Origin of the sequence: Klebsiella sp. DY2415, assembly GCF_026314315.1 — a bacterium.
Lineage (GTDB): Bacteria > Pseudomonadota > Gammaproteobacteria > Enterobacterales > Enterobacteriaceae > Klebsiella > Klebsiella ornithinolytica.
Map to the genome: position 1 here is coordinate 1,837,492 of NZ_CP111115.1, position 24,670 is coordinate 1,862,161.

Consider the following 24,670-nt stretch of genomic DNA (forward strand, 5'->3'; position numbering starts at 1 on the left):
AATTCATTGTTTATACAGGTGAACAATCGAGATGAATGAGATTCGCCCGGAGAGTTACTGGACCCATCTGTACTGGCTGACGGTGCTGGAAGAGCAAAAAAGCTATACCCGCGCCGCGGAAAAACTGGCGGTCAGCAAGTCGGCGATCAGTCAGAAAATTAGCGAGCTGGAACGGATCACCGGCAAAAAGCTGGTGCATCGCACGACGCGGAATGTGACGCTCAGCGAGGATGGCCTGCGGCTGGTGGCGGAGCTGAACGAACCTTTCGGACAGCTGCGCGATATTTTTGCCGGTACCTGTGATGAAGGCGGGCCGCTGCGGGGAACGCTACGGGTCACGGCGCCGGTCGCCTTTTCCCGTCAACAGCTGGTACCGGCGATTACGCCATTTTTGCACCAGCACCCGCAGCTGCAACTGCAGCTGGAGGTGACCGACCGGCTGGTATCCCTGGCCAGCGAGGGATTTGACCTGGCGATACGTCACTGCCGCCGCGAAGCCTTGCCGGAGACCCACGTGGCCTGGCCGCTGTGCAGTACGGCGACGCTGATCGTCGCCTCGGCAGAGTATATCCGCCGTTTTGGCCGTCCGGATTCCCCGGAGACGTTGCGCCATCATCAGTGTCTGACCTATCCGCGCGGGGCGCAAAGCCCGCAGTGGACGTTCGAGTCCAGCGAGCAACCGGCCGAACGGGTGAGTGTCAAGGTTCATGGCCCCTTCGCGACCAACAATAGCGAATCGCTTCGTGATGCGGTGCTGGCAGGGCTGGGTATTGCGCTGCTGCCTGATTTCAGCGCCCGGGAGGCCATCGGCCGTGGGCTGGTGCAGGAGTTGCTTCCTGGCTGGCGGCCGGTCGAGGTTTTCGCGCCAAATCTGTACGTTATCCGCCCCTATGCGCCGCGCGTATCACGCGCGGTAGAGACATTCAGCCACTATTTGAAGCACACCTTCAGCTGAACAGCGCCAGCTGTTCCGCCAACGCCTGGTGAAAGCGGGGAAGTAACTCTGTTTCGCCGGGCAGCAGCTGCGCCAGCGTCACGGTTTTATCAGCACGATAGACCCGGCCACTGTTGAGGCGGGCTTCAAAATCGTTCGCGGCCTGATGCGCGCCGATCAGATCGGTATCCACTAAAATCACCGCATGCGCCAGGACAACATGTCCTCGATCATCGGCCAGCGGTCGCCAGTACTGGGCAGTACCGACAATTTTGCGGGCATGGTCACCCTCGCCGCAGGCCAGGTTGTAGCGCCCGTCGCAAAATGATCCCGTCACCGCCTGATAGTGACTCCCGACGCCAAACGTTGCCAGCGTGCGCTGAAGTAGCCCGCAGAGCTGCTGATAGATAGGTTCTGCCGCTTCGCCCAGCGGTTGCGCGATAGGCCAGGCGAGGCTGAGATTGATAATCCCGGGGCCCTGCGGGACCAGTCCACCGCCGGAGCGGCGAAGCCACACCGGCCAGCCGCGGCGGGAAAAAAGCGCGCTGACGGCGCTGAGCTCACTGAATTTGCGATAGCTGCCAGGCACCACCAGTCCTTGCGGCGCCTGCCAGATCTGCGCCACCGCATCGCCGCGGCGGGCCTGTTCAAACAGCGGCTGCTCAGCCAGCGTCGGGTCAGGGCAGTAGAGCAGCGGTAGCGGCTGGGGATGAAACTGTGCGGGCCAGCAGGCCGGGCGGTTGTCCTGAATCATAAGGTCTCCATGTACGCGGCGGTTCCCCGCCGCGTACCGCGCAATCAGGGGTGAGGGGTCTTTTTCATCAACATGGCGGTGACGGCAGAGAGCAGACAGCCGCCGGTCAGGTAAATCGCCACGCTGTGCCAGGAGCCACCGGAGAAGGTGACCAGTGCTGCGGCAATAAATGGCGTAAAGCCGCCGCCAATGACGCTGGCGACCTGATAGCCGACGCCGGCCCCGCTGTAACGATAGCTGGCGCCAAACATCTCGGTGAACATCGGTTGCTGAACGCAAACCACCATATCATGGGCGATATTGGCCAACATCAGGGCGAAAAAGAGGATCCAGAAGTACGACTGACTCTCCAGCGCCATAAAGAACGGGAACGCGCTGAGCGTGCCGATTAGCGCACCGGTAATGTAGATCCGCCGGCGGCCAAAGCGATCCGCAAGCCAGGCGAAGCAGGGGATTGTTAGACAGCTAATCCCACCGACCAGCAGGCCGATATTAAGGAACAGTTCACGCGGCAGGCCGAGGTTCTGCGTTGAGTAATTCAGGGCGAAGGCGGTGACAATATACATGGTCAGCAGTTCGCACAAACGCAGGGCGATAATCAGTAAAAACGCCCCGGGATGACGAAACAGGGCTTCGACGACCGGCAGGCGCTTTTTGGCCGTCTTCAGCTGCGCTTCCTGCTGCTGATTTTCAAATTCGGCGGATTCGGCCATGCCGTTGCGGATCCACAGCGCAACTAACACCAGCACCACGCTGAACAAGAACGGCAGGCGCCAGCCCCAGCTGAGAAACTGCTCGTTGGTGGTGTTGGCGCTGATCAGCGAGACCAGGCCGGTGGAAAGCAGCAGACCCACGCCGTAACCCACCTGAACTCCGCTGCTGTAGAAGGCTTTTTTATTTTTGGGCGCACTTTCTACTGCCAGCAGCGCCGCGCCGCCCCATTCTCCGCCGACGGCGAAGCCCTGAATAGCGCGTAGGGTGACAAGCAGCACGGGGGCCCACCAGCCGATTTGATTGAAAGAAGGGAGCAGACCAATGCAGGCGGTCGCAATCCCCATCATCCAGACGGTCATCATCAGCATCCGTTTGCGGCCGAGGCGATCGCCGAAATGACCGAAGATAATGCCGCCGAGGGGACGAAACAGGAAGCCGACGCCGAAAGTTGCAAAGGCGGCCAGCGTACCCATTGCCGGGCTAATCTGCGGGAAAAATTCGCGGTTAAAAACCAGCGCGGCGGTAATGCCGTAGAGTAAAAAATCGTACCAGTCAACCACCGCGCCGGCAAAGCTGCCCCAGGCCGCTCTTCTGGCGCGATTGAGTGAACATGTCTCCTTGCCGGGGCGGGAGGAAATAAGCGTTGAGTCCATACCTGTCCTGTCTGTTGCCGTGTTTATCATTATTGGAATGAGACGCAGTCTTAGCGGCGTCTGTACAAAGACTACCGCGCTCCAGGATGAGAGAAAAGATTTTTACCGAAAGTGCTGCCTTAATGGCAAAAAATGTGCTTTTTATCGTCAGGCGTAAACACAGGTTCAGAGTGTTCTGGAAAGAGAAAATATTTTTAATCGAGAACCTCACAACCCGCTGCTGACGTCTTTTAAGAATTGACCTTAATGGTTTACAATTAACTTATCTCCAATTCCGGAATGGTGAGCTAAATGCGTCTACTTTTCGCAGTTTTATTTTGTGTTATGGTTTTGCCTAATGCTTTTGCAGAAAAACTGCCTGCCCCTACGGGGAAGCCCGTTTTAACCATTTCCGGCTTGATTGGAAATACAAATGCAGGCGATACCGCGGTTTTTGACCTGGCGGCATTAGAAAAACTGGGGATGGAGACCATTGTCACCACCACGCCCTGGTACTCAGGAAAAGTGCGCTTTGAGGGCGTTTCCCTTAGCAAACTCATGGATTTAGTCGGTGCCAGGGGCAAGACGGCCAAGGTTATTGCCTTGAACGACTATACGACGATGGTCCCGCTCGATGATTTTCGCCAGTTCCCTGTTATCCTCGCGCTAAAATTAAATGGCGAATATATGCACATCCGTGATAAAGGCCCTTTATTTATTGTTTATCCGTACGATAGCAGCCCTGAACTGCAAAACCAGGTTTATTATTCCCGTTCAGCGTGGCAAGTTTCAAAAATTATCATTGAGTAAGGGTTTGATCTTGAATCGAATACTTACCGGGATTATTTTGTCGCTGTTCATCATCACCGGATACATTACCTATCTGGTGCATGAGCGGCAAAGTGAGTTACAGAAATTAACCCGCTATACGGACTCCTGGTCAGTCGCCCAGATAGTATCCGAGTATATGCGGCTGGAGTCGAGTTTAGGCGCATTCGCACTTGGCGTGGAGAGCGCTGACCGCGATCAGGTACGTCTGCGCCTGGATATTATGTTGAGCCAGATTGAACTGTTGCAGCAGGGCGAACTGAGGAATTTTATTCATAAAGATGCCGGGCGCCAGGCTACCGTCGATACGTTGTTCGCTATTTTGCAGCAGCTCGATAGCGGGCTGGATAAAATGACACCTGCTCAGATTAAGACGGTGTTAGGCAAAATGAGAGAGATTGACGGCCCGATGACCTCGCTCGCCTCCACCTCGCTGGTGCAGGGGATTGACGTTGTTAATCATACTCACGATAAAATTCAGAATCTGTATTACATCTATTCAATTATCTCCATCCTGTTGATTACAACCTGTATCACGTTGGGCCTGTTGATGCTGCGGCAGAATAACAATCTGCGGCGTGCCCATGTGCGAATGAAGCTGCTGGCCGACGATCTGCAGCTGTCAAAAGAGAAGCTGCAGGTGCAAAACCGCCGTCTGCAGTACGATGCTTACCATGACTCGCTGACCGGTATGCCGAATCGGCTCTCCTTCTGGCAAAAGTTGCAGGAAATTGTCAATCAGGTCAGGCCTTACGATGGCTGTGCCGTGGTGATGCTTTTCGACCTCGATAATTTTAAAGATGTAAACGATACGCTGGGCCACGATTCCGGCGATAAACTGCTGCAGGAACTGGCCAGCCGCCTGTCGTTTTTCCGTAAAACTGCGGAAACGCTCTATCGTCTGGGAGGCGATGAATTCGCCCTGATCTCCTGTGACCTGAGCGAAGAGATGGCGCTGGAACGGGCGATGGTGATCCGGGAAAAAATCATCCAGCCCTATCAAATCTATGACTCGATGATCAACATCGATGCCTGCATCGGCATCGTGCTTTCCGATCGCGAAACGCGCACCGATTATTTATATAAATGTGCCGATCTGGCGCTGTATGAGGCGAAAAAAGAGGGCGCAGGTACCGTCAAGGTCTTCCGCGCCGGCATGCTGCAACGTCTGCAGGAGAATAAATCGTTCGAGGATGATCTGCTGCAGGCGCTCGGTAATGGTGAATTCCGGGTGTATTACCAACCGATAGCCGACACGGTCAGCGGTGAAATTTACGGTTACGAAGCGCTGGTGCGCTGGTTCCATCCGGTACGCGGCGTGGTTCCGCCGAGCACCTTTATTCCGATTGCCGAGAAAACGGGCATGATAAACGCCCTCGGCGAGTGGGTGCTCAGCACCGCCTGCGAAGAGGCGGCGCGTTGGTCATCGCCGCTTAAGGTCTCGGTAAACGTGTCGCCTATTCAGTTGATTAACAGCTCGTTGACCGATGTGATTGTCAGCGTATTGAAAAAAACGGGCCTCGATCCGCATCGTCTGGATCTGGAAATTACCGAGTCGGATGTGTTCAATGAAAACACCCGCTCTTTAGAGATTCTCAGCCAGCTGCGTGAGCTGGGGATCCAGATTTCGATTGATGATTTTGGTACCGGCTACTCGTCATTGTCGCGGTTGAGCTATTTCCCGTTCGATAAGATAAAAATCGATCGCTCGTTTGTGATTAATATTCCGCTGCAAAAAGACGATCTTGATATTGTGCGTCTGATCATCAGCATGGGAAAAAGTTTACATATGCGTATTGTCGCCGAAGGCGTCGAAACAGAAGAACAACTCCATTCGCTGCAACAATTAGGTTGCGATCTGGTTCAGGGTTATCTAATTGGTAAACCCGGGCCCCTGAACACGCCGGTAAAATAAATCATCTTCTCTCCTGTCTTATCGCGGATCTGATTCACCAGGTCCGTCCATTCTTATATTTCAGAAAAACTAACCCTTATTGAGTATTAACGGGGGTAGAAAATTCTCATCTTTAAAAATAATACCCTTAGTGATTAAAAGGGGTATATCATATGCAACATATTTCACCGTTCCCACCGCACGCAAGGGTGCGGAAAGCGAGGCCGAATCATGCAGCGAATTATTATTCCCACCCACTATGTTCATACGCGAACTACGCCCCTGTGGACTACAGAGACGGCGCCCGCCTCTATCTGGCAGCGGCATCTTGATGCCGGAACCCGGCAGGGAGTCTATCCCCGTCTGGCTGTGATGCAGGGGGCTATCCGCTATTACGGCTATGCCGATGAGACCAGCCCGCAGCCGGTGGAAACGCTGACCATTGAAGCCGGACAGTTTGGCGTATTTCCGCCGGAGAAATGGCACCGAATTGAAGCATTGACTGAAGACACCGTCTTCAACGTAGATTTTTATGTCGATCCTCAAATTCTGATAGAGGGATAAGGCTGCACGTATGAACAACGAAAATAGAGGTTATTCACTGGCTGTTGCTAATGGCAACAATAATGACAGACAAGAGAAAGTCTATTTGAAGCCGATGGCGCTATATATTCCCGCCATGGCCGAGCAGGCGCTGGCAGAACTTGTTGCCCCGCTGTCGTCTGACAATAGCCAGGGGAAGGGGTTCACGCTGTCGGTGACCAATAATAATAATGGTGTATCGGTGGATAAAGAGTTTGCCTCCCTGAATGAGCTGCAGGCGCCGGGGGTGGCTGCCGATGCCGTCAAAGATCTGATTAATATCGTGCGCGGTTATGAATCGGATGAAGAGACCAACGTCTGCGGCTGGTAGTTTACAAGCGAAATATCGGGCAGACACCCCGGGTGTCTGCTTTCTTCACCGGCCAGCCCATCTTAGCTGGCGGTATTGTCACTTCCGCTCTTTCCGCTGTCACCTGAAAAGCAGCATCTGACGCTCCTTCGGATCGATTTTCGTACGACAAGCTTATTGTCCCGGCACGGATCCGTCGTCTGCCGTTCCCTCGCTTTATGCGCGTTTTTATTTGTAAATATAACTAACTAGTTGGTTATGTGATTGCTGTCGTATTTACACAACATATTAATTTCTATAATGCTTTGTTGAGAAAAATGATGCTCAACTTATCTGGTTTAACGTTTTTCAGGCACAAAACACTGAGGTCACAGAGATGAGTCAACCCGACAGCCGTAAACTATCCCTCAATACCGCCACGGTGCGGGAGAAATGGACACTTGATCAGATCATTGAAGGCTGTGCCCGGCATGAGATTCGCGGCATTGCGCCCTGGCGCGATCAGGTCCAGGCGCTGGGGCTGAAAGAGTCCGCACGTCTTATCCGCCACCATGACCTGCTGCTGAGCGGCTATTGTCGCGGCGGTATGTTTCCCGGCAGCACCCCGGAGGAGCGTCGGGAGAAGGCTCTGGATAACCGGTGGGCAGTGGATGAAGCTCTGGAGCTTGGCGCACCTTGCCTGGTGCTGGTGGTCGGAGGGCTGCCTGCGGGATCGAAAGATTTACTCGCCGCCAGGCAGCAGGTGCGTGATGGGCTGAGTGAACTGCTGGACTACGCGCGCCCGCTCGGCATGCCGCTGGCGATTGAGCCCCTGCATCCGATGTACGCCGCCGAGCGCGCCTGCGTAAATACGCTGGCCCAGGCCAACGATCTTTGCGACGAACTAGGCGACGAGGGGCTGGGTATCGCCGTGGATCTCTATCACACCTGGTGGGATCCGCAGTTTCAGCAGCAGATTGAACGGGCAGGCGTCGATCGGCTGTTGGCTTTCCATATTTGCGACTGGTTAGTGCCCACTACGGATATGCTGCTGGATCGCGGCATGATGGGGGACGGAGTTATCGACATTCGTAGCCATCGCCAGGCTATCGAGGCGCTGGGCTACAGCGGTCTGCACGAAGTGGAGATATTCTCCCGTAACAACTGGTGGCAGCGGGACCCGGATGAGGTGCTTGCTATCTGCAAGCAGCGGCACCGCGAATTTGGCTAGGGGAGGGGGTTCCCAGAGCGGTGACTCTGGGAAATAAACGCCTCGTCGCATAATACTCAGAGGCCATAAACCGTCAGCAGATTTTTCATTCGCCGGGTAGCCAGCTGCGGATCTTGCAACAGACCGGCCTGGTCCGCCAGGCGGAAAATTTCGGCATAGTGGCTAATCTCGCGTGCCGCCTGCATGCCGCCGGCCATCGAGAAATGACTCTGGTGACCGTTGAGCCAGGCCAGAAATACAATGCCCGCTTTGTAATACTGCGTCGGCGCTTTAAAGATTTCCCGCGACAGGGCGACAGTGGGGTTCATCAGCCGATAGTATTCCCCGCTATTGCCCAGCGCCAGTTCGTTGAGTGCGGCGGCGGCTACCGGGGCGATAGCGTCGAAAATACCTAACAGCGCATGCGAGTAATGGCCATCCTCTCCGGCAATCAGTTCGGGATAGTTGAAATCGTCGCCGGTGTACATTTTCACCTGTGAAGGCAGGCGCTTACGGAAGGCGACCTCTTTTTCTTTACTCAGCAGCGAAATCTTAATGCCTTCCACTTTATCAACGTTGTTGGCGATGATCTCCAGCACGGTATCCGCGGCGGCAGCAAAATCCGTCGACCCCCAGTAGCCGGCTAACGCCGGGTCAAACATCTCTCCCAGCCAGTGGAGGATAATTTTATCCTGGCTTTGTTCCAGCAGACGGTTATAGACGGCAAGATAATCCTGCGGCGTTTTTGCCACTTTGGCTAAGGCCCGGCTGGCCATCAAAATGATTTTGCCGTTATGTTGTTCGACCAGTTCCATCTGCTCTTCATAGGCCGCGATAACCTGTTCCAGCGTGGTGGCGTGGGCCGCCTCCAGCTGATCGGTCCCCACGCCGGCAGCAAGATCGGCGCCGGGTACGGTTTGCGCCTCTTGCAGCGAACGGATAATCAGCTCTTTGGCGATCTCCCAGCTGACTCCCATGCCGCGCTGGGCGGTGTCCATTGCTTCGGCAATATTAAACCCCAGTCGCCAGAGATGGTGGCGATAGGCCAGCGTCGCGTCCCAGTCTATGCGCGGATTGTTCAGCCAGTCCGCTCCCTGATGCCGCGGGTCGATCACCACGTGGGCGGCGGCATAGGCGATACGGTTAAACGCGGGGGTGATAACCGTCGGACGTTCTTCTGTGGTCACGAGCGGATAATTCGTCATGATCCCTTGTGGGGTTGGCAGGTGAATGCTAAGCATATTGACTCCTCAGTTAAGTATCTATTTAGTTACTTTTAGGTGTACTTTTTGCCCGCGGAAAAGTCAAGATACTCACGACTAAAGTGATAAGCCGGGCAGCGAATGGTGAGCTGACCGCTGCCTGTGATTGCAATATTTGTCGATTGGTTAACAACAATTATTTAACTGGATTGACAACCATATTTATCCAATGTAGTAACTATCTGGTTATTTAATTAATGTGTTCGAATGTCGTGAGAAACAGACGGCATGACTAATAGCTGGCAGGAGGATGACCATGTATTTGACTGAAACCCATCAACAGATCCGCGAGATGACCCGTAAGTTTGCCGACGAAGTGATTCGGCCTCAGGCGGAAGAGCTGGACAGAGAAGAGCGCTTTGCCGCGGAGATCTACCAACAAATGGGGGAGCTGGGGCTGTTCGGTATCACCGTTCCGGAAGAGTATGGCGGCGTCGGACTGGATGCGGTGGCCTATGCCGTGGTGATGGAAGAACTGTCGCGCGGTTACGCCTCGATTGCCGATCAGTGCGGCCTGGTCGAACTGCTGGGAACGCTGTTATCAAAATACGGGGATGATGCGCAACGCGCCCAGTGGCTGCCGGGCCTGCTGAATGCCTCGCTGAAAGGGGCCTATTGCATCACCGAAGCCGGGGCCGGTTCCGATGTCTCAGGAATTAAAACCACCGCGACCCGTACTGCGGATGGCTGGGTGCTGAACGGGAGTAAGCTGTGGATCCATAATGCGCCGGTGGCCGATGTGGCTTTTGTGCTGGCGCGCACGGATAAAGAGGCTGGTCACCGCGGCATGAGCATCTTTATTGTCGATTGCTCCCGCGATGGCGTCTCCCGTGGCCCGAAAGAGCACAAAATGGGTCAGCGCTCATCGCAGGTGGGCGAACTGCATTTCAACCAGGTCAGGCTGCCGGCACACGCGCTGCTGGGGCCGGAAAACCGCGGCTTTCACATTATGATGAGCGTGCTGAATAAAGGTCGGGTGGGCATCGGCGCGCTGGCAGTCGGTATTGCCCGCGCCGGGCTGGAAGCGGCGATTGAGTATGCGAAACAGCGCGAACAGTTCGGCAAACCGATTGCTGATTTCCAGGGCGTGCAGTTTATGCTGGCGGATATCGCCAAAGATACCGAAGCCGCTCGTCTGCTGGTGCACAGCGCGGCCTATAAAATTGACACTGACGCCGCGGATACTTCGATTGCCTGCTCGATGGCGAAATGCTTTGCCGGCGATGTTGCGGTGCAGCACAGCGGCAATGCGGTGCAAATTTTTGGCGGCGGCGGCTATATTCGCGGCGTGGAGGTGGAACGCCTGTACCGCGACGCCAAGATAACTCAGATCTATGAAGGGACTAACCAGATTCAGCGCATGATTATCGGTCGCAATTTACTGGCGTAATCCTCTGTTACCCGGAAGAACAGGCACTCCAGACGGGGTGCTTTTTTTTTGCCTGTCACCGGCATATGGCGGGAAGGGGGCAGAACGCAGGCAAAGCAAACCCCGATAAAGAAAACCCCGGCGCTGCCGGGGTAAAGAACTGATCACATATTCGGGTAGTTGGGGCCGCTGCCCCCTTCGGGCACCGTCCAGACGATATTCTGCAGAGGATCTTTGATATCGCAGGTTTTACAGTGCACGCAGTTTTGCGCATTAATCTGCAATTTAGGCTTTCCGGCAAGGGTGATGATTTCATAAACCCCCGCCGGGCAATAACGCTGGGCCGGTTCAGCAAAACGCGGCAGCGTTTCCCGTACCGACAGCTCAGGATCTTTTAACCTGAGATGGCAGGGCTGATCTTCATCGTGCGACGTGTTCGCCAGATAGACGGAGGAGGGCTTATCAAAACTCAGCTGGTTATCCGGTTTGGGATAGTTAATGGGGGTGCTTTGTTCCGCTGTCTGCAGCTGCAAGTGATCCGCTTGACGGTCATGCAGCGTGAACGGTAGCTTGCCTTTAAACCAGTTCTGATCGATATAGTTAAGCGCCCCGCCTGTCAGCGTACCAAAGCGGTGCAGCAGCGGGCCAAAGTTACGTGACTGGCGTAGCTCTTCCCCGAGCCATGATTGATGAAACGCCTGCGCAAAATCAGCAAGGTCCCGTTTGTCATCGGGGGTTTGTATCAGCGCCCGATAGACCGATTCAGCGGCCAGCATCCCGCTTTTCATCGCCGTGTGGCTTCCTTTAATTTTGGCGAAATTGAGCGTGCCCGCGTCGCAGCCAATCAGCAGCCCGCCGGGAAAATGCATTTTGGGCAGCGCGTTGATACCCCCTTTGGTGATGGCGCGCGCGCCGTAGGAGAGACGTTTTCCGCCGCTGAGGGTTTCGCTAAAGGCCGGGTGATGCTTCATACGCTGAAACTCATCGAACGGGCTTAAATAAGGGTTACGGTAGTTGAGATCGACAATCAGCCCGACGACCACCTGATTATTCCCGGCGTGGTAGAGAAAACTCCCCCCGATGCGCCGTCGCTCAGCGGCCAGCCGGAAGCGTGGATAACCTCTCCGGGGCGGCTTTTTTCCGCTGGGATCTCCCACAGCTCTTTAATACCCAGCGCGTAGTGCTGCGGATCCCGGCCGGCATCAAGTTGATAATTCGCGATCAGCTGTTTGCCCAGATGACCGCGGCAGCCTTCGGCGAACAGCGTATATTTCGCCAGCAGGTTCATACCCGGGGTAAAACCGGGTTTTTCTTCCCCCCGGGCATTAATCCCCATATCGCCGGTGGTGATGCCGGCGACGGCGCCGGCATCGTCATACAGGATGCTGGCGGCGGCAAAACCGGGGAAAATATCTACTCCCATCGCTTCTGCCTGGCGGGCCAGCCAGCGGCAAAAATCCCCCAGGCTAATGACGTAATTACCCGCGTTATGCATTGGGGCAGGGATAAAAGCCGCCGGGATCTTCCACGCTTTTTCACCATCGCGCAGCAACAAGAGTTCATCTTGCGTCACCGGCGTGTTCAGCGGTGCGCCGAGCGACGACCAGTCGGGGAAGAGTTCGTTGAGCGCCCGGGGTTCGAACAGTGCTCCGGAAAGAATATGCGCGCCAACCTCAGCCCCTTTTTCAATGACGCAAACGCTCAGCTGACGTTGTTCCTGCTGCGCCATTTGCATCAATCGGCAGGCTGCCGATAGCCCGGCGGGTCCTCCACCGACAATGAGGACGTCAAATTCCATCGTTTCACGTTCCACCATAACCTCCATCTTTTGTTGCCTGCCCCATGCTCATCACAGTTTCGCGACCAGCTGCGGCACAATCTCAAACAGATCGCCCACCAGGCTGTAGTCGGCGATTTTGAAAATTGGCGCTTCTTCGTCGCTGTTGATCGCCACGATGACTTTGGCATTGCTCATCCCGGCCTGGTGCTGAATGGCCCCGGAAATACCCACTGCGATATACAGCTCCGGCGCGACAATTTTTCCGGTCTGCCCGACCTGCAGATCGTTGGCGACCATCCCGGCATCGACCGCTGCGCGGGATGCGCCGACGGCGCCGTGCAGTTTGTCGGCAAGCTGTTCGATCAGGGCAAAGTTTTCGCGGCTGCCCAGCGCGCGGCCGCCGGAAACCACCACGCGGGCGGTAGCAAGCTGCGGGCGATCGGATTGCGCCAGCTCTTCATGAATAAAACGGGATAGCGGCTGGTGAGCGACGCCGGCGACCTGCTCAATGGGCGCGGCAGACTCGCTTTCTTGCGCTGCCGGGAAGCTGGAGGCGCGCAGGGTCATGACCACCTGCGGGTCGAGACTCTCAACGGTGGCGATTGCGCTGCCCGCATAAACCGGACGTTTGAAGACCCTGGGGCCGACCACTGCAATCACGTCGGAGATTTGCGCGACGTCGGCGAGGGCCGCAACGCGCGGCAGGATGTTTTTCCCGTTTGCGCTGGCGACGGCGAGCAGATGGCTGTAATCCCCGCGGAGCGAAAGCATCAGCGCGGCGACGTTTTCGGCCAGCTGATGTCTAAAGGCGCTATCGTCAGCGAGCAGCACTTTCGCCACCCCGGCAATGCGCGCAGCCTGTTCCGCCACCGCGCGGCAGTTTTCGCCCGCCACCAGCAGGGTCACCTCGCCACCCAGCTCCCGGGCGGCGCTGACCGCATTTTTGGTCACTGCGTTGAGCTGGTTATTGTCATGTTCGACAAGGAGTAAAGTAGCCATATCAAATCACCTTCGCTTCGTTTTTCAGCTTGTTCAACAGTTCATCCACGCTATCGACGCGTACGCCGGCTTCGCGCACTGGCGGGGTTTCGACTTTTAACAGGGTCGTGTGCGGGCGTAGCTCAAGACCAAACTCCTCCACCGGCAGGATGCTGAGCGGTTTCTTTTTCGCTTTCATCATGTTGGGCAGGGAGGTATAGCGCGGCTGGTTAAGGCGCAGGTCGGTGGTGACCACTGCCGGCAGCGTCAACGACACGGTCTGCAGGCCGCCGTCTATTTCACGGGTGACCAGCGCCTGGCCATTCTCAATACGCAGCTCGGCGGCAAAAGTTCCCTGCGGATAACCGCACAGCGCGGCAAGCATTTGCCCGGTCTGGTTATTGTCGCCATCGATGGACTGTTTCCCCATCAGGATTAACGACGGCTGCTCCCGTTCGACCACTTTCGCCAGCAGCTTTGCCAGGTTGAGCGGTTCGAGGGACGAAGGGGTAGCGATGAGCAACCCGCGGTCGGCTCCCATCGCCAGCGCGCTGCGCAGCTGCTCCTGGGCCACTTCTTCACCGATGGTGACCACCACGATCTCGCTGGCGATGCCGAGCTCTTTCAGGCGAATGGCTTCTTCAACCGCAATTTCGCAGAACGGGTTGAGCGCCATTTTCGCGTTGCTCAGATCAACCTGGCTGCCATCGTTTTGTACGCGGATCTTAACGTTATGATCGACAACGCGTTTTACGGGGACGAGAACTTTCATCGTTACCTCTCGGGATGTTGACATGTCTTTCTGGTTTTAAGTAAATAACTATTTAGTTATTTATTCAACCGGTTTTTGCCCATGAAAACGAACATGGGCGACAATTTGTGATCAGTGCGACGCGATAATCAGATCGCTGGCTTTCTCGGCGATCATAATGGTGGGGGCATTGGTGTTGGAGCTGACCAGATCGGGCATCACCGACGAGTCCACCACGCGCAGCCCTTCAATGCCGCGAACGCGTAATTGGGTATCGACCACCGACATTTCGTCGACGCCCATTTTGCAGGTGCCCACCGGGTGATAGCAGGTGCGCGCAAACTGGCGGATGTAGTTTTCCAGATCTTTATCGCTTTGCGCGTCCTGTCCCGGCATATGTTCGCGGCGAATATAGGGCGAGAAGGCGCTTTGTTGCATGATATCGCGCATCAGCTTGCAGCCTTCGACACTCATTTTGAGATCGTACGGATCGCTGAGATAGTTCGGGTCGATCAGCGGAGCATCGCTGGCGTTAGCCGAGCGTAATGTGACCCGACCGCGGCTGCGCGGACGCAGGAAGTAGCTGTTAATCGTCACCCCGGAGCCGGAAGGCACCGGTTCGATACCGGCTTCCACCCCGGCACCCGCCAGGAAGTGAATTTGCGTATCGGGAGTGACGGACTGTTTATCGACATACCAGAACGCGCCGCCTTCGACGATGTTCGAACATACCGGCCCTTTGCGGAACAGCAGATATTCCAGCCCGGCCCACAGCATCCAGTGCGTCTTTTTGTACTTGTCATAGCTCAGCGCGTTACTGAGCTCAAAGATCAGGTCGATGCCCAGATGGTCCTGCAGGTTTTCCCCGACCCCCGGGAGATCGGCAACCACCGGAATGCCTTTTTTACTCAGCTCATCGGCCGCGCCAATTCCCGAAAGCTGCAGCAGTTTAGGAGAACCAATGGCTCCGGCGCTGACGATGACTTCACGGCTGGCATGCAGCCGTTGCGGTGTGCCATCCTGATAGATCTCCACGCCGACGGCGCGCTGGTTATCGATAAGCAGCCGGGAAATATGGCAGCCGGTCTTAATCGTGAGATTGCTCCGCTGGCGCGCGTCTTTCAGATAGCCCACCGCCGCAGAACAGCGACGGGCGTTGCGGGTGGTGGTCTGATACAGACCGCAGCCGGCCTGGGTCGCGCCGTTGAAGTCGGGATTGTAGGGCAGTCCCGCCTGCTGGCAGGCTTGACTGAAGGTTTTGCTCATCAGATTAGCGCCGATCGGGCTGGAGACGCCGAGCGGGCCGCCGACGCCGTGCCAGGCGTCAGAAAAGGTGTCGTTATCTTCGGATTTAATAAAATAGCGCTGAATATCGGCAAATGACCAACCGTCACAGCCCTTTTCCGCCGCCCAGCGGTCATAGTCCGCCGGCGTACCGCGGGTGAATACTTCGGCGTTGATAGAACTCCCGCCGCCCAGCACCCGCCCCTGGGCAAACAGCAGCTCACGATTGCCGAGCTGGGGCTGCGGTACCGTTTTATAACCCCATGTCAGCGGCCCGGCGGTGAGTTTGCTAAAGCCAACCGGTAAATGGATGTAGGGGTTGCTGTCCTTTGGACCGGCCTCAACCAGCAGCACTTTGCAGTCGGCGTTTTCGCTTAAGCGCGACGCAAGGACGCTGCCCGCCGAACCGCCGCCAATAATAATGTAGTCGTACATGTCTGATCCTCTGCCCCAAAATCACTCAGCGAGCCATTTAGCGCGCTTGCCCAACTGGATATGTACGGATTTAATCTCGGTATATTCATCCAGACCATAGCTGCCGCTTTCGCGCCCGATACCGGACTGTTTAAAGCCGCCGGAAGGGAGCTCGGGGCCGCCGGCGATAGTGGTATTCACCCACAGTCTGCCCGCCTTCAGATCGCGGAAGCCCTGCACCGCCTTATCCAGATTCGACGTCCAGATGCTGGCCGCCAGCCCGTAGCAGGTGTCATTGGCAATGCCGATCGCCTCTTCATAGCTGTCGAACGGGGTAACGCAGAGCACCGGGCCGAAGATCTCTTCGCGGAAAATAGTCATTTCCGGGGTCACATCATCGAAAATGGTCGGTTCGATAAACAGCCCATTCCCGGTGGGAACCGCCTTGCCGCCGGTGAGCAGGGTCGCCCCCTCATTTTTCCCCTGCTCGATATAGCCGAGCACGGTCTGGTAGTGTTTCTCCGTAACGATCGCGCCAATCTGGGTGCTTTCATTCAGCGGATCGCCGCTGCGCACTTTCTGCGCGCGTTCAACCAGCTTCTGGCAGAAATCTTTATGGATAGAACGTTCAACCAGTAAACGACTGCCGCTGACGCAGCACTGCCCGGTATTGAACAGGAAGCCAAACAGCGTACCGTCCAGCGCGGCGTCAATATCGGCATCGGCAAAAACCACCTGCGGATTTTTACCGCCCAGCTCCAGACCAAGGCGTTTGATGTTTTTTGCCGACGCGTGCAGCGCCATCTGTCCGACGGCGGTGGATCCGGTGAAAGAGACCATATCGATATCGACATGTTCGGTGATCCGCTGGCCGACGACCGAACCGCTGCCGGTGACGACGTTAAATACGCCGTCGGGCAGCCCCGCCTCTTTAAGAATACCGGCCAACAGCAGAGTCGTACCGGATGTGATCTCGGCGGCTTTCGCCACCAGCGTACAGCCGGCGGCCAGAATATAGGGGTAGCGTTCTGCGCCAATAAAGAAAGGGAAGTTCCACGGCGTGATGACGCCGACGACGCCGATGGGTTCGCGAGTCACCAGACCCAGCATGTTGTCGCCGAGATTATTAAAGCTGTCGCCATTGATGCTGCGCGCCAGGCCGGCGGCATATTCCCAGATATCGGCCGCGCCCTGGATCTCGCCGCGCGACTGGGCGATAGGTTTACCGGTTTCCAGCGTTTCCAGCAGCGCCAGTTCCGCAAGGTTCTCGCGAATGAGCTGGGCGGTTTTCAGCAATACCGCCGCACGCGCTGCGCCGCTAATGCGCGACCATTTTCCGCAGTCAAAAGCGTCTCTGGCTGCCTTTACCGCCTCATCAACGTCTTCAACGGTTCCCGCCGGATAGGTGCTAACGACAATATCGTGGGCCGGGCTTTTACGGACAAAACTTTCGCTGCTGTGGCCCGTGGTCCATTTGCCATTGATGAACATCTGAAATTCACGCGCTTTTTCAGGCAGCAAAGGGTGGTTAACGTCTACAGGGTGAAATGTATTACTCATCGTCCTCTTCCCATCGTTCATAGCCTTCCTTACCGCTCGGTAAGAGCCAGCGAGTGATCGTTGTCATCCTGTCCATCGCATTTTTAGATGGGGACAAGATGGGTTGATTGTGTTTGTGTTTAACTTTATGTTTTATAAGTATAATGTTATTTATATATAACTATATGGTTACATATATTAGCATGCTGTTTTTGGATTGAATAAGGAAACGCCAGCCCTTGTAATGAAATTGTTAAGCGGCTAGCAGAAAGGAGATTAGCGAAAAATTTTTCTTGATTTCCGCCAATGAGTAAGGGTTAATCATCAGCCAGATCCGCAACCAAAACGATGTAATGACTAAATCAGCTACGGAAAAAACAGTACAGGTCCGTGACCCTGTTGCGACACAAAATCGGATCCTGAAAGCCGCGAAACGAGAGTTCGCGCAAAAGGGACTCGGCGGCGCACGCATTGACGTTGTCGCTGAAAAAGCAAAATCAAATAAGCGTATGATTTATCACTATTTTGGTAGCAAGGAGCAGCTTTTCCAGAAAGTGGTCGAAGATTCCTACCTTGATATTCGTGCCGCGGAAAAAAAATTAAATCTCGACAGTCTGGAGCCGAAAGAAGCGGTTGAAGCGCTGGTCAGGTTTACCTGGAACTACTACCTGAAAAACCCGGAGTTTCTGACGCTGGTGAACAGCGAAAACCTGCATCGCGCCGTACATCTGAAAAAATCAGTGGCGATCAAGTCGGCACAGAAATCAATGGTTACCCTGATGGAGGGGATTCTGCAGCGCGGTGTGGAGCAGGGTGTTTTCCGGGCGGGCGTTGATGCTGAACAGCTGGTGATCACCATTGCGGCGGTCAACTATTATTACTTCAATAATAAATATACCGGCGCCATTCTGTTCGATCGCAATTTCATGGATGCTGATTCCCTTCAGCAGCGCCTTGATTTTAACGTCGAAACGATAATGCGGATATTACAGCCCTGATATCCGCATCGCTTTGCTCATTCAGAGAGAGACGACCGCGGGGCTGTCGACTTTCGGGCAGAATTGCATACGCTGCAATACATCCTGCTCGAGGTTAACCCCGCTGACGATTGCCGCCAGCTCCACGCCTTCTTCCGTCAGCCGGAAAATGGCGCGCTCCGTAACGTACAACACTTCCTGTCCGCGTTTTATGGCTTCCGGCCCGCTGAAAGTGATATGGCGAACTTTCCGCACCAGTTTGGGAATTTGCCCATGGGACTCGATCTGTAAACGCGCACCCTGCTGGCACACCTGTAGGCCTTTTGCTTCGAAGGTGCCGCAGAAAACGACCTTTTTGGCACCGCAGGTAATATCGATAAAGCCGCCCGGTCCGACGATAGTGTCGCCCAGCTGCGAAACGTTGACATTCCCTTCAGCGTCCATCTCGCCCATGCCGAGGAAGGTGATATCCAGCCCGCCGCCGCTAAACAGATCGAACTGATCGAGCGAGCTGACAATGGCATGCGGATATTTTGCCGCGCCGAACAGCGCGCCGTCGAGAAGCTGGCCGTTGTGAATGCCTTGTTCCACCATTTGCCAGCAGGAGTCGACCAGCGATTTGTCCGCCATGGCTGAGATCCCGCCGGGGATGCCGAACCCATAATTGACCCGCATATTTGGCTTCAGTTCCCGTACCGCCAGACCCGAGATCAGGCGGCGAATGCCCTCTGCCGGCGCGTCGAGCGGGTGTTCATCCGGCGGGGCGACCTGTCCGGAGATGGCCGGATCGTATTCGGCAAGATAGCTCTGCCACTGCGCCGGGCATTCAACGATATGGTCGATCATCACGCCGGGAACGGTGACCTTACGGGCCGGGACAAAGTGCTGATCGGCGGTGGATTTCACCTGGGCGATAACCATCCCACCGTTGTTGTGTGCTGCTAAGGCGACGGCATAAGTATCCAGCTCCGCGGGCTCTTCGCTGGTGGATATGTTCGCCACGACGTCCGCCTGCGATCCGTGAATCACCGCAACATCCACTTTAAACGGTTTGTAATGCAGCCAGGTTTTACCGTCGAGTTCAATACGCGAAACGATATCCTCGCAGGTGATGTCATTGCATTTGCCACCGCTTATCAACGGGTCGACAAAAGTGCCCAGCCCGACGCTGGAAATGACGCCCGGTCGCCCGGCGCCGCTTTCGCGATACAGCGTCATGATGATGCCGGTGGGCAGACAGTAGGCCTCGATCTCATTGTCGCGGGCCATTTTTTGTAGCTCGGAAGACCATGACCAGTGGCCGCCGATGATCCGTTTCACCAGTCCCGGTATAGCGAGGCGGCCAAGACCGGATCCTTTGCCATTGCCAATCCCTAAAGCATGAATCAGGGTGAGATTCCGCGGATGTCCGGTTTCGCGGTAGCGCGTCGCGATGGCCGCCATGACGTAGTCAGACTCCAGCAGGCCGCCGCCGGAGCCGGTGAAGGCAACGGTGGAGTTATCTTTAATCAAAGCAACCGCTTCTTCGACGCTTTTTAGTTTGCCATGCATGCTCGTTATCCTCGTTGAACTCAGCACAAAAATAAACTAACTAGTTAGTTACAATTGCAGAAAGTAAAAGCCGGATCAACGTCATTAATGCCGCTTTGTTATCCAGGTAACATTTTCACAACATTCGTTTTGATATAACTATCTTGTTAGTTAATTAAACTCTAAACCTGCAGGAGCACAGACATGGATCCATCACAGAAGAATGCGTTTGGCCGTACCGCTGTTCAGGTTACGGCAATGGGTTACGGTGCCGCGCCAATTGGCAATATTTTCCGTCCCATCAGTGAACAAGAATCGCAGAACATGATTCGCCAGGCGTGGGACAACGGTCTGCGCTATTTTGATACCGCGCCGCTGTATGGCCATGGTCTGAGCGAAGCGAGGATTGGCCACGGTTTGCGCTGGTATCCACGCGATGAGTATGTGTTGTCCACTAAGGTCGGTCGTCTGCTGAAGCCGAAAAAACGTAGCGAAATTGATTCCGGGGTGTGGGTCAACCCGCTGCCGTTTGAGGCGGTCTTTGATTACTCCTATTCGGCAACGATGCGATCCATCGAAGACAGTCTGCAGCGCATGGCGCTGGAGCATATCGATATCGCGTTTATTCACGACTGCGATTTTTATACTCACGGGGATAAACAGCCGCACTACTTTCGTCAGGCGATGGATGGCGCATGGCGCGCGCTGGCGCAGCTGCGCGATGAAGGCGTGATTAAGGCGGTAGGGATGGGCGTCAATGAATGGCAGGTGTGCCATGCTGCGCTGCAGGAAGCCGACTTTGACTGTTTCCTGCTGGCCGGGCGCTATACGCTGCTGGAACAGGAGGCGTTAAAAGCGTTCCTGCCGCTGTGCGAAGAGCGTAATGCGGCGGTGGTGATTGGCGGGGGATTCAACAGCGGGATACTGGCGACCGGGGCGGTTGAGAACGCGAAATATAACTATGGCCCGGCCAGCCCGGCGATTCTGCAAAAAGTCAGCAAAATTGAAAACGTCTGCCGCGATTATCACGTCAGTCTGCCAGCGGCCGCGCTGCAGTTTGTCCTGGCTCACCCGGCGGTGCCCACGATTATTCCCGGCACCCGCACGGTAGCGCAGCTGGAAAACTGCCTGGAGTGGATTGCCGCGCCGATCCCGGATGATTTCTGGCGTACGCTGCAACAACAGGGCCTGCTGGATGAAGGGGCGCCGACGCCAGCCGACCGCAAGGCCTGAGTGACCCGGGAAGGCAAAAAAGGTGCTCATCAGGAGCACCTTTTTTTATTGTCATCCCTAACCACCTCCTGGGGAGGTGGTGATTGATTCTGCCGTCTTATCCGTGCGGCGAAAATCTTACTCCTCGGCAATACGTAGCTGAATTTTCAGGTGCTGCGGATGAGCGAGCAGGGTGGAGAAAACCTGCTGAATATCCTCCAGCGGGTGAACGGACTCGCGGAACGGGGCGGTAATAAAACGTTGATGGCTCAGCAGATGCAGCGCCTGGTGCATATCTTCCCCCATCCCGGCCACGCTGCCCTGAATCCTTTGCTCCTTTAAAATTATCTCCAGCGGTTTAATGGCTATCTCGGTTTCCGCATCGGTTAAACCGAAGGCCAGCAGCCGTCCGCCTGGGCGCATAAACGTCAGCGCCTGTTGATACAATTCCGGATGGCCGACGCTTTCGATGACCACGTCGGCGCCGCGTCCCTCCGTGAGCGCCTTGATCTGCTCCAGCGCGCGTTCGGGGTCGGTGATGACGCTATCCGCACCGCACTGTCTGGCGAGCTCGGCCCGCTGCGGATTCAGCTCCACGGCAATAATCGGCGCGGCGCCCAGCAAACGCGCCATCTGAATATGCATGTTGCCCACCGGGCCCGCGCCAATCACCACCACGGACTCTGCCACGCTGAGGCCGATTTTTTTACTGGCGCGCACCACGCAAGAGAAGGGTTCGGTCAGGCAGGCAACGCTATCCGCAATCTCATCGCCGATCGGGATCACCAGACGGGCTGGAATCGCCACATACTGCGCAAACGCGCCGTGGGTGTGAATGCCGAGCTGGCGGATCTCCGGGCAGTTCAGCAGTTCGTTGCGCCGACAATAATAACAGTGGCCGCAGCCGATATTGATATCGGCGACCACCCGCTGGCCCGGCGTCAGAGTCGAGACCTGGCGACCAACGGCAACAATTTCCCCGCTGAACTCGTGGCCGGGAATTAACGGCAGCTTATCCTGGGAGTAATGGCCATTATAGATATGAATATCGGTTCCGCAGATTGAACAGCGGGTGACGCGAATCAGTACCTCGTCGTCGCCGTAGGCGGGGACCGCAACCTGGCGTATTTCGAACGTTTTAGGTGCCGTCAGCACCGCGGCCTTCATTAATTTGGGGATCATCGCCTGCTCCGGTTATTTAACGGTGGAAATTTTGGCGCGATCGATGGTCATCGCGATCGCCGCAATCATCAGCACGCCGAAGAAGATCTGCTGCGCCTGCGCTTCGACGTTCAGGTAAGTCATACTGGTACGAATAACGGCCACGATGAGGGTGCCGATAAGCGTGCTCAATACGCCGCCCACGCCCCCGGTCAGCGGCGTGCCGCCCAGCAGCACCGCAACGATGGCCGGTAGCAGGAACTGGTCGGCCATGGTCGGCGATGCGCCGGAAAGACGCGTCGCCAGCAGCACCCCGGCGGCGGCGGAGAACGCGCCGGCAATGGCGAAGGTGATAATCTTCACCTTGATAACCTTCACGCCGCTGGCGAGCGCCGCGGACTCGCCGGCGCCAATCGCCTTCATGTGGCGTCCCAGCGCGGTGCGTCTTTCCATCAGCAGGGCCAGCAGCAGCAGTACCGCCGCGATAATGATTTCCATCGGCAGCGTAAAGACAGTGGAGGTCATCCAGCCAACCGTCTGGCTGCGAATATCCCCTGGAATATAAAACGCGCGTTGTCCGGAAATGACCTGTCCGCTGGCATAGGCAATTCCGCCGACGGCGAGCGTGGTTATGAATGACGATATTTTGAAGCGGGTATGCACCCAGCCGGAGATCGCGCCGAACAGCGCGCCGACCGCCAGGGTGAGCGGAATCGCCAGCACGCCGGTTTGCGACAACAGAATGACCAGCACCACCGTTGACATACTGGCAATCGACTGGGCGGATAAATCTATGCCGCCGATATAAATCACAAAAGTCATGCCAATCGCCATAATAAACAGCGTCGACGCATCCTGCAGGAGCTGGAATATATTGTCGGGTTTAAGAAAATCCGGGTTATAGAGGCTGACGAGGGCGACTAATACCACCAGGGTCAGAATGGGTAAATAACGGGTGATTTTTTCACGCCCGGTTAACGGCGGCCGGGTCGGGCTGCCGGTATTATTTTTTGTCGGCACTGCTAATAAATCAGAACGGATGATTTTCATGGAGATTTGCCTTAATAACCTAGACGAAGTGCTGCAATAATTCATATTGCTCCGGACGCTTCTCTTCACAGCCGGTGAACTGATATCTCAGCTGGCCGTCCTTAAAAATAGCGATGGTATGGGCGAGACCGATGGCCTCCTCCAGAGAATCGGCGATCAAAATGACGCCGCATTGTTCATCGGTGAAGTCGCGGACTAAGTCGTAGACATCCTCTTTGGCGCCGATATCGAGGCCGCGGGTAGGGTGGTCGAGCAGGATGATTTTCGCCTCGGCGGTTCGCCATTTAGACAGCACCACCTTTTGCTGATTGCCGCCGGAGAGCTTGCCGCACTGTGTATCAATGCTGGCGGTTTTAATCGACAGCTTTTTAACCCACTCATTGGCCATCTGGCGCTCGTGATGCACCTGCAGCAGTCCGGCGCGGGAATAGTCCTGCAGGTTGGCGAGAGTGATGTTTTCCACCACCGACATTCCTTCGACGATACCCTCGATTTTGCGCTCGCGCGGGATATATCCCACCCCTTCAGCGATGCTGTGCGTGGGGCTGAATTTACGTACCGCTCTACCGTTGAGGATCACTTCTCCCTGCTCGGGCTGCAGCAAACCGAAGATGGTGCGGATAATCTCTTCGGTACCTGCCCCTTCGGTGCCAACCAGCGCCAGCACTTCGCCGGCGTGCAGCGACAGCGAGACATTCTGATAATGGCCCGGTAATGAGATATTTTTTAACTCGACGAGGGTGGTCGCTTTATGAATGCCATGCTTGCGATGCTCGCGATAATAGCGTTCATCAATATCCCGACCGACCATCTGGCGCTGAATATTCACCACATCAAAACGGTCGCGGGTGAGCATATCCATGACCTGCCCGTCCTTCATCACGTAGATGCGGTCGGAAAGGGTCATCACTTCGTCAAGACGATGCGAAACAAAAATGAAAGAGGCCCGGCTTTTTAGCTCTCTGACCAGCGCAAACAGCAGCTCTATCTCCTGGGCAGGTAACACCGAGGTCGGCTCATCGAGCAGGATGATTAAATGGCCGCTGCTCCTCTCCTCGAGAGTTAAAACCTTCGCCAGCTCTACCAGCTGACGTTGGGTAAACGAAAGCTCTGAGGTGATTGTTTTCGGGTCGATATCCAGTTTGACTTTCGCCAGCTGCTTTCTGGCGGCCGCCGCCATTTTTTTCCAGTTAATCACCCCAAGTTTTTTAAACGGTTGTTCAAAGCCGAGGAAAATATTTTCCATTACGCTCAGATTGGAAATTAGCGACTGCTCCTGAAACACCATCCCGATACCTTGCATCATGGCATCGCGCGGTGAGCGAAATACCACCGGCTGGCCATTAATCAGCACTTCGCCTTTATCGTGCTGATAGGCGCCATATATGATTTTCATCAGCGTAGATTTTCCGGCGCCGTTTTCACCGACTAATCCAACAATTTCTCCGGGATTAATTTGCAGATTAATATTTTGCAAAGCCAGAACGCCCGGAAACGATTTACCAACATTTTTGAATTCAAGCATA

General features: G+C 55.5%; 21 protein-coding genes and 1 pseudogene. 9 read left to right on the forward strand and 13 right to left on the reverse strand.

The features are described 5' to 3' along the window. Positions 1 to 31 precede the first annotated feature (31 nt). Entirely contained in the window at positions 32 to 955 is a 924-nt protein-coding gene (locus OQV00_RS08570; protein ID WP_015583950.1) for a LysR family transcriptional regulator, read from the forward strand. On the opposite strand, the gene OQV00_RS08575 is transcribed toward OQV00_RS08570, so the two are convergent. Both OQV00_RS08575 and shiA read right to left on the reverse strand, forming a co-directional pair. Next, entirely contained in the window at positions 948 to 1,688 is a 741-nt protein-coding gene (locus tag OQV00_RS08575) for a lipoyl protein ligase domain-containing protein (protein ID WP_004864487.1), read from the reverse strand. The two genes, OQV00_RS08570 and OQV00_RS08575, sit on opposite strands and share 8 nt — an antisense overlap. A gap of 44 nt (positions 1,689 to 1,732) precedes the next feature. After that, on the reverse strand, positions 1,733 to 3,055 hold the full coding sequence (shiA, locus tag OQV00_RS08580; RefSeq protein WP_004864485.1) for a shikimate transporter: 1,323 nt from the start codon (positions 3,053 to 3,055) through the stop codon (positions 1,733 to 1,735). Positions 3,056 to 3,346: 291 nt separating this feature from the next. Here shiA and OQV00_RS08585 point away from each other — a divergent pair, with 291 nt between their 5' ends. From OQV00_RS08585 to OQV00_RS08605, 5 genes are all read left to right on the forward strand, one after another. Beyond that, the gene (locus OQV00_RS08585; RefSeq protein ID WP_004864483.1) at positions 3,347 to 3,844 is read left to right on the forward strand and encodes a putative pterin-binding protein; all 498 of its coding nucleotides are present in this window, start codon (positions 3,347 to 3,349) and stop codon (positions 3,842 to 3,844) included. 10 nt (positions 3,845 to 3,854) lie between these two features. After that, a complete protein-coding gene (locus tag OQV00_RS08590; RefSeq protein ID WP_004864480.1) occupies positions 3,855 to 5,777 on the forward strand; it encodes a putative bifunctional diguanylate cyclase/phosphodiesterase in 1,923 nt (640 codons plus the stop codon). 210 nt (positions 5,778 to 5,987) lie between these two features. Beyond that, entirely contained in the window at positions 5,988 to 6,320 is a 333-nt protein-coding gene (locus OQV00_RS08595; protein ID WP_004864478.1) for a TehB family protein, read from the forward strand. A gap of 10 nt (positions 6,321 to 6,330) precedes the next feature. Beyond that, the gene (locus OQV00_RS08600; protein WP_004864476.1) at positions 6,331 to 6,669 is read left to right on the forward strand and encodes a DUF1869 domain-containing protein; all 339 of its coding nucleotides are present in this window, start codon (positions 6,331 to 6,333) and stop codon (positions 6,667 to 6,669) included. Between the two features lie 355 nt (positions 6,670 to 7,024). Further along, the gene (locus OQV00_RS08605; protein WP_266280183.1) at positions 7,025 to 7,858 is read left to right on the forward strand and encodes a sugar phosphate isomerase/epimerase family protein; all 834 of its coding nucleotides are present in this window, start codon (positions 7,025 to 7,027) and stop codon (positions 7,856 to 7,858) included. A gap of 56 nt (positions 7,859 to 7,914) precedes the next feature. On the opposite strand, the gene OQV00_RS08610 is transcribed toward OQV00_RS08605, so the two are convergent. Continuing rightward, complete coding sequence (locus OQV00_RS08610; RefSeq protein WP_266280185.1) at positions 7,915 to 9,078, reverse strand: dihydrodipicolinate synthase family protein; 1,164 nt, start codon at positions 9,076 to 9,078, stop codon at positions 7,915 to 7,917. Positions 9,079 to 9,355: 277 nt separating this feature from the next. On the opposite strand from OQV00_RS08610, the gene OQV00_RS08615 reads away from it, so the two are divergent. After that, on the forward strand, positions 9,356 to 10,489 hold the full coding sequence (locus tag OQV00_RS08615; protein WP_015583953.1) for an acyl-CoA dehydrogenase family protein: 1,134 nt from the start codon (positions 9,356 to 9,358) through the stop codon (positions 10,487 to 10,489). Between the two features lie 143 nt (positions 10,490 to 10,632). Here OQV00_RS08615 and OQV00_RS27115 read toward each other — a convergent pair whose 3' ends face one another. The 6 genes and pseudogenes from OQV00_RS27115 to OQV00_RS08640 all read right to left on the reverse strand — a co-directional run bounded on the left by OQV00_RS27115 (position 10,633) and on the right by OQV00_RS08640 (position 17,235). Beyond that, positions 10,633 to 11,439: an electron transfer flavoprotein-ubiquinone oxidoreductase gene (locus OQV00_RS27115; protein ID WP_416309818.1), complete on the reverse strand. Its 807-nt coding sequence runs from the start codon at positions 11,437 to 11,439 to the stop codon at positions 10,633 to 10,635. Then, positions 11,428 to 12,293, reverse strand: a pseudogene (locus OQV00_RS27120) (NAD(P)/FAD-dependent oxidoreductase); the annotation flags it as partial. The gene OQV00_RS27115 and the pseudogene OQV00_RS27120, both read right to left, overlap by 12 nt. 24 nt (positions 12,294 to 12,317) lie before the next feature. After that, positions 12,318 to 13,247, reverse strand: a complete 930-nt coding sequence (locus tag OQV00_RS08625; RefSeq protein WP_160873433.1) for an electron transfer flavoprotein subunit alpha/FixB family protein — start codon at positions 13,245 to 13,247, stop codon at positions 12,318 to 12,320. A 1-nt stretch (position 13,248) separates the two neighbouring features. Continuing rightward, the gene (locus tag OQV00_RS08630) at positions 13,249 to 13,998 is read right to left on the reverse strand and encodes an electron transfer flavoprotein subunit beta/FixA family protein (RefSeq protein WP_004864465.1); all 750 of its coding nucleotides are present in this window, start codon (positions 13,996 to 13,998) and stop codon (positions 13,249 to 13,251) included. 111 nt (positions 13,999 to 14,109) lie between these two features. Further along, positions 14,110 to 15,696, reverse strand: coding sequence for a GMC family oxidoreductase (locus OQV00_RS08635; RefSeq protein WP_044351168.1), 1,587 nt, complete (start codon positions 15,694 to 15,696; stop codon positions 14,110 to 14,112). Positions 15,697 to 15,717: 21 nt separating this feature from the next. Further along, complete coding sequence (locus OQV00_RS08640) at positions 15,718 to 17,235, reverse strand: aldehyde dehydrogenase family protein (protein WP_032717865.1); 1,518 nt, start codon at positions 17,233 to 17,235, stop codon at positions 15,718 to 15,720. Positions 17,236 to 17,567: 332 nt separating this feature from the next. Between OQV00_RS08640 and OQV00_RS08645 the strand changes: the two genes are divergently transcribed. After that, positions 17,568 to 18,212, forward strand: a complete 645-nt coding sequence (locus OQV00_RS08645; protein ID WP_004864459.1) for a TetR/AcrR family transcriptional regulator — start codon at positions 17,568 to 17,570, stop codon at positions 18,210 to 18,212. Between the two features lie 21 nt (positions 18,213 to 18,233). On the opposite strand, the gene OQV00_RS08650 is transcribed toward OQV00_RS08645, so the two are convergent. Continuing rightward, entirely contained in the window at positions 18,234 to 19,742 is a 1,509-nt protein-coding gene (locus OQV00_RS08650; protein ID WP_004864457.1) for an acyl CoA:acetate/3-ketoacid CoA transferase, read from the reverse strand. 183 nt (positions 19,743 to 19,925) lie between these two features. Between OQV00_RS08650 and OQV00_RS08655 the strand changes: the two genes are divergently transcribed. Further along, positions 19,926 to 20,954, forward strand: coding sequence for an aldo/keto reductase (locus OQV00_RS08655; protein WP_004864455.1), 1,029 nt, complete (start codon positions 19,926 to 19,928; stop codon positions 20,952 to 20,954). 117 nt (positions 20,955 to 21,071) lie between these two features. On the opposite strand, the gene OQV00_RS08660 is transcribed toward OQV00_RS08655, so the two are convergent. The 3 genes from OQV00_RS08660 to OQV00_RS08670 are packed head-to-tail and all read right to left on the reverse strand — an operon-like array spanning position 21,072 to position 24,669. Next, the gene (locus tag OQV00_RS08660; RefSeq protein WP_032717864.1) at positions 21,072 to 22,115 is read right to left on the reverse strand and encodes a zinc-dependent alcohol dehydrogenase; all 1,044 of its coding nucleotides are present in this window, start codon (positions 22,113 to 22,115) and stop codon (positions 21,072 to 21,074) included. A gap of 12 nt (positions 22,116 to 22,127) precedes the next feature. Further along, positions 22,128 to 23,144, reverse strand: coding sequence for an ABC transporter permease (locus OQV00_RS08665; protein ID WP_015583959.1), 1,017 nt, complete (start codon positions 23,142 to 23,144; stop codon positions 22,128 to 22,130). 19 nt (positions 23,145 to 23,163) lie between these two features. After that, entirely contained in the window at positions 23,164 to 24,669 is a 1,506-nt protein-coding gene (locus OQV00_RS08670; protein WP_032717863.1) for a sugar ABC transporter ATP-binding protein, read from the reverse strand. Position 24,670 lies beyond the last annotated feature (1 nt).